2 protein-coding genes and 1 pseudogene are annotated in these 6263 nt (G+C 37.4%); all 3 read left to right on the top strand.

Translation table 11 applies throughout. The features are described 5' to 3' along the window. Nucleotides 1–295: 295 nt before the first annotated feature. Nucleotides 296–619: pseudogene (locus GQR46_RS20685) on the top strand (substrate-binding domain-containing protein); the annotation flags it as partial. A gap of 318 nt (nt 620–937) precedes the next feature. Beyond that, nucleotides 938–4123 carry a TonB-dependent receptor gene (locus GQR46_RS14610; RefSeq protein WP_165727411.1) on the top strand — a complete coding sequence of 1062 codons (3186 nt, stop codon included), beginning with the start codon at nt 938–940 and terminating at the stop codon, nt 4121–4123. A 73-nt stretch (nt 4124–4196) separates the two neighbouring features. After that, nucleotides 4197–6104, top strand: a complete 1908-nt coding sequence (locus GQR46_RS14605; protein WP_165741319.1) for a prolyl oligopeptidase family serine peptidase — start codon at nt 4197–4199, stop codon at nt 6102–6104. Nucleotides 6105–6263 lie beyond the last annotated feature (159 nt).

Genomic DNA, 6263 nt, shown 5'->3' with positions numbered 1-6263 from the left:
TTAAAATCTTTTTTTATGTCATATAATTTCAAAATCATTACTTAAATGACTCGAAAACCACCAAATAATGATCCCAAACTCGTTTACCACTGAGTAAAAGTACCTGCTTAATATATTTTGCATGTATCCAGACTTTAGGTGTAGCTGAGTTTGTGTCCTCACCCAACTTATAACCTGCTTTATTTACACCTATACATCCCACGCTTATTTTGGTAAAAAAATGCCGCTATTAGCAAATTACCCTAACTCTTTTACATAACTATTTTTAATATCAGCTTGTTTTACATCATTTAGCGCATTACTTGCTAATAACGTTAAAATAAGAGAGCGAAAAATGGCTAATACTATACCCACTGAATAATTGAGGTATCACGCCGTTCACTTATCGCTAATAATATTAAATTTAACGCCTTATTTGCTGCAAGCGACTTAATTGCTATTGGCGCTATACGTGCACTTAAAGAAGCTAATATTAACGTACCAAAATTTGTTGCATCGGCTTTGTTATTACAGTCATTGCAAATTACGTAAACTCACAACTAACTACAATAGATCGAAACACCACTGTTGCTGGGCAAATGTAGTAGAGAACTTATTAAAATTGATATGTGGTGAATAAGTACAAAGTGCCCTATTAAATCCTATTCTCACTCCTAGAAGGTCAAGCTGAGCCTTCTTAATTAAGCAAATACTGATTACATCTGTTCACATTCATTTACAAACAATAAAATCATATAATAAACAATAAATTAAAAAAAACACCACCCAAAAAACTATACTTTTTCATCAAAAAAACATCAATTACACATTCCTTAGCAACAGCAAACTGTTAACTGCATTTACTATTTTGTTTCTATAATGTAAATTTATTGTGCCGCTATGATCTTGATCTGTAACTTTATAGCTTAAATAACAATAATATCTCAGGGATTTACATATGTTTAAAACTAAAGCTCTATCAAATGCAATAAGATACTCTTTATTGCTAGGCTCTGTAGCCTTAGCGCCTAACGCGCTAGCTCAAGAAAATGACTTGAATTCAGACGTAGAATTAGAAGAAGAAGCACCTGAACGAATAGTTGTAACAGGCTCACGTATAAGAAAAGCTGAATTTTCAAATGCATCACCAATTCAAATTATCAATGGCGACTTATCTCGTGAAATGGGTTTATTTGATGCAGGCTCAATGCTTCAATCGACCAGCCAAGCGGCTGGTGCTCAAATAGATAATACATTTGGTGGTTTTGTACTAGATAACGGTCCGGGCGCTGCAACAATCGGATTTCGTGGTTTAGGTGCTGAACGAACTCTTGTGCTTATTAATGGCCGAAGAATGGCTCCTGCTGGCGTTGGTGGTGCACCAACATCACCTGATTTGAATTTAATACCTGGCGTAATGATTGAGCGTGTAGAGAATTTATTTGATGGCGCATCAACCGTTTATGGTTCTGATGCGGTAGCGGGTGTAGCTAACGTAATATTGAAAAAAGATGTTGAAGGTTTTATTTTTGATGCATCTTATCGTCAACCTAAAGGTGAAGGCGGTGAAGAAACTGTACTTTCGGGTATGTGGGGCAAAACCATGGATAATGGTTTTATCACTCTAGGCGTTGAATATTCAGAACAAAAATCTCAATCTTTATCTGGTAACCCTTTTGTTAAAGGGTGTGAAGAGCGTATTTGGGAAGCTGAAGATGGCAGTATCGTAACGAGAAACAGTGGCTATGGTCCTGTGGCGAGTGGTGAAGATTCATGTGATATCTTCCCTCTAACAAATCGTATTAGCGTACCTTCTTTCTTTGGTAGTGTTTATTACACTCCTAACTTTACAAACACTGGTATTCCAAACTTCAGCGAATCAACTGTACCATCAAGTCTTGAAGGATTTTTACCTTCATGGGTAGCTGGCGATTTCGATGGCGATGGTATTAATGATGGTGTATTTGTTGATGGTAACGGAGATGGTTTCCGTGACGTTGATTTCCAAGACCCTCTATACGCTTTCCAACAATCTGATTACTACAAAAGTGGTGATTACAGAAGTAAAAATGAACGTATTTCACTAATGCTTAATGGTGAATATAACTTCCAAGATGATAACGATACAACTTTCTACTACGAAGGTTTATATGCGAGTCGTAAATCACCAATTTTTAGCCCTGGTGCACAAATATTTCAACAAGTAGCGGCATCAAACCCATATAACCCTTGTGGAACAAACGGTATTGACTGTTTTGGCGTGTTAGGTGTGGGCCCTGGTGGACCTGAGGCCGTTCAGCCAATCATCAATATTCGTGGTGACCGTGATCAAACTGAAGTTGAAGTTTCACAATATCGTTTAGTTACCGGTGTTACTGGTAATATTGGTATGTTCGAAAACATTGGTTTAGACAATTGGTACTACGACGCGTCTGTATCGTATAGCGCATCTAAAGGTACTGACCACCGTGTTGGTATTGATGAAGAGCGCTTAATTAACTCATTAGAAACCGCTGTTCTTAATGATGATGGTACTGTTACCTGTGGTACCGGTTCTGATGGATGTGTTCCTGTTAATTTATTTGCAGACAGTATTTACCAAGAAGGCGGCGGTACGCTTTCACCTGAAGAAGCGGCCTATTTATTTATTGACCGCGACATCGAAACTAAAGTAAACCAGTTTGTTTTTAATGCATTCATGGGTGGTGACTTCTTCGCACTACCATGGAATAACGAAACTGTTGCAGGTATCGTTGGTATTGAATATCGTCGTGATGAGATTGAATCAAATCCTAATGCAGCAGCATCACAAGGCTTACTATGGGGCTACTTTGCTGACCAAGGCGCTGATGGTTCTCGTAATCTAAAAGAAATATTTACAGAAGTTGACTTCCCTTTACTTAAAGGAGTTAAAGGTGCTGAAGAACTTACATTTACAGCTTCTGGCCGTGTTTCTGAGGAATCTTTCTACGATGCTGAATCAACTTATAGTCTTAAAACTATCTACCGTCCTGTTGATTGGTTTACTCTTCGTGCTACAAAAGGTACTTCTTATAGAGCGCCAAACTTACGTGAACGTTTCTTAAACGGTACGTCTGGTTTTAATACAGTTGCCGATCCATGTGTTGTTCCGGAAGATGCTCGTAATATTGACCCATTGAACCCAGGTTCAGCAGCTACATATAATGCAGCTGAAGAAACACGCGATACAGCGGTATTAAACGCTTGTCAAGCATCAGGTATTGATCCAACTACTCTTGGTTTAGGTCAAGGTGGGACTGATTCATATACTGCTACTTACAGCGCTGAGATTGAAACTGGCGGTACAACTGAACTTAGTGCTGAAACATCAGTGGCTAAAACATACGGTTTTATCTTTGAACAACCGTTCACTGATGCATTTGATTTAACAATGTCATTAACTCGTTTTGACATTGAAGTAACAAATAGTATTGCAGAGCCAAGTGCTTTCTACAGTATTGGTCAGTGTTATTCTGCTGATGGTAATGATGCTTTTTGTAGCCGTATCGGCCGTGACGAAAATGGTCAAATTGATTTAGTTGATGCTAGCTTTATCAATATTGGTTTAATCTCTTCTAAAGGTTTTGATTACAATATCTACTTTGAAACAGATACGGTAATTGCAGAAGAAAACTTAGGTATTACACTAGACCTTCAAGCCACGCGCATGACAGAGCAAGTTTTTGATGTACTTGGTACTATTGATGACAATATGGGTGAGCCAGATTCACCAGAATGGCGCGGTACAGCACGCTTACAACTTAAATATTCTGATTTTAGATTTAACTGGGAAACACGTTTCATCGGTAAAGGTCGTGAAGATGAAGATGATTTAGGTGAATTCGAAGAAGGTACTGCAGGTTGTCGTGGTTTAACTGACGCAAATGGTGCTCCACTTAAGTGTCGCCCTGTTGGTTTCACTGATGACTACTTTGTACATAACATCGGTATGACTTGGTCTAACGATGCTTATAAAGTGAACTTTGGTGTACGTAACGTATTTAATGAAGCTCCACCAAAAGTAGATCCAAATGGTTCTTTCTCAAATACTAACATCCCTCTAGGTGTTGGTTATGATACTTCAGGACGTAGCCCATACATCAGTTTTACAGCTTCTTTTTAATTAGAATTGGCTGAGTATATATTCAATCCAGATGGCCTAAAATTTTAGGCCATTTTTTTTGAGGGAATAAAAAATGAAACTTAAAAAAAGAATGTTAGTAGGATTTACCTTACTAAGCCTATCTTCTTTCGCTAATAGCGAAACTGAAGATGCGACACAAGTGAGCAGTATCGATGCTTTCTCAATGTCATCTGCTATTCGTAGTGTTGTAGCATCACCTGATGGTAAGAAGCTTGCTATTTTAAGAGCGACTACCAAAAATGGTGACTATATAATTGAGATAAGAGATCCAAATAACCTAGAAGCAGACCCCGTAAGGTTGGGCGCTGATAAAATGCTGATATCTTCCATCGTATGGTTAAACGATGAAAAAATAGGCGTTATGTTTAGACAAATACTAGAAGATGGAAGTCGCAAATACTGGGTTAATAAGTTTGCAATAACTGATGCAGATGGTAAAGGCGACTGGTTATTACCATTTAAGAAAAAGCGAAATGTTCAATTTAATATAATAAATATACTTCCAGACAAAAAAGATGAAGTACTTGTAGAAGTTGATATTAATAATAACTACATTCCAGATGTAGTGAGATTTAATATTAACACTGGACGAAGCGTTACTGTAATGCGCGGAAATGAAAAAGTATCAGGCTCGTTTGTTTCTGACTACGATGGTGAAATAAGAATAGCCCAAGGTTGGAATAAATCTGATAACGCAATCGATTATTATGCCCGAGATAAAGGCAATGATGATTGGAAAGTAATTAAGCAAGTTAGTCCTAAAAAGCGTGAAAACTTTGAGATATTAGGATTTGCAAAAGGTAATCCTAACGAAGTTTATGTTAACGCCAACTTAGGCGAAAATACGACTGGCATTTATATTTACAATATTAAAACAGGTCAGTATTCTGAACGTCAATTTGGTCTTAAATCTGTAGATACAGACGGTGTTATACTTGATACCGACGGCACTTTACAAGGCTTTCGCTATACAACCAAGCAGCCTAAGTTTTATTTCACAGACCCAAACCTTCAAGCACTTAACGAATCTGTTGCTTCTTTATTTAAAGATAAGTTTGTACAAATCATTAGTAGCTCTGATAACGATAACGTATTAGTGGTGAGAGTATCTGCTGACGATAACCCAGGCAGCTATTACATTGTTACTAATAAGCAGAAGCTGACTAAAATTGGTGACCGACTTCCGTTTATTGATAAAAGTAAATTAGGATCCGTTAAATATATCTCTTATAAAGCAAGAGATGGACGCAAAATAAAAGCGTATGTAACCATCCCTGCGACTAAAGGTCCTTACCCTGCGATAGTACTTCCTCACGGTGGTCCTTGGGTGCGTGACTCTGTTGTATTTGATGACTGGGCGCAGTTACTTGCCTATCATGGTTACGTAGTTATTCAACCAAACTATCGTGGATCTACGGGGTACGGTCTGGAGCATTGGATAGCCGGTGATAATAACTGGGGCTTGAAAAAACAAGATGATTTAGACGACGCGGCACAATATTTAATAGATAAAGGCTTAGCAACAAAAGATAAGCTTGCTTTATTTGGTTGGAGTTATGGCGGTTATGCTGCATTTGCTGCATCTATGCGTGAAAACAACATATATAAATGTGTTGTTGCCGGTGCAGGGGTAAGTGATTTAAGCCGTATTAATGCAACTCTTAACGAAAATCGCTTTTTAAGTATTTTACAACGCCCTACGATTACAGGTGTCTCTCCTGTAGAGCAAGTAGATAAAGTAAATATTCCTATACTAGTTGTGCATGGTGATATCGACAGTCGTGTTCCAGTAAAACACAGTAGAGACTTCGTATCTGAGCTTGAGAAGTACAAAAAAGACTTTAAATATATTGAGCTTGAAGATGCTGATCACTTTTCTGATACGCTTTTCTACGATCATAAAAAAGAATTTTATACCGAGTTGTTATCATGGTTTGATAATAAGTGTGGTCTCAAATAATGTAACTAAAAAGTGACACTCATTTTATTTGAAGAGCATTCTTTTGTTTTAATATTAAGTGAGTACATAACAAAAAGGCTTCTAAATTTATTTAGAAGCCTTTTTTAATAACTTGTCTCGTCCTGAAATGTGTTTACACATTTAGGATTTATTATGACC

This window comes from Pseudoalteromonas sp. Z1A6 (genome assembly GCF_011378745.1).
Lineage (GTDB): Bacteria > Pseudomonadota > Gammaproteobacteria > Enterobacterales > Alteromonadaceae > Pseudoalteromonas > Pseudoalteromonas arctica.
The sequence above is the reverse complement of the archived record's forward strand: the minus strand, read 5'-3'. Positions and strand labels throughout refer to the sequence as shown.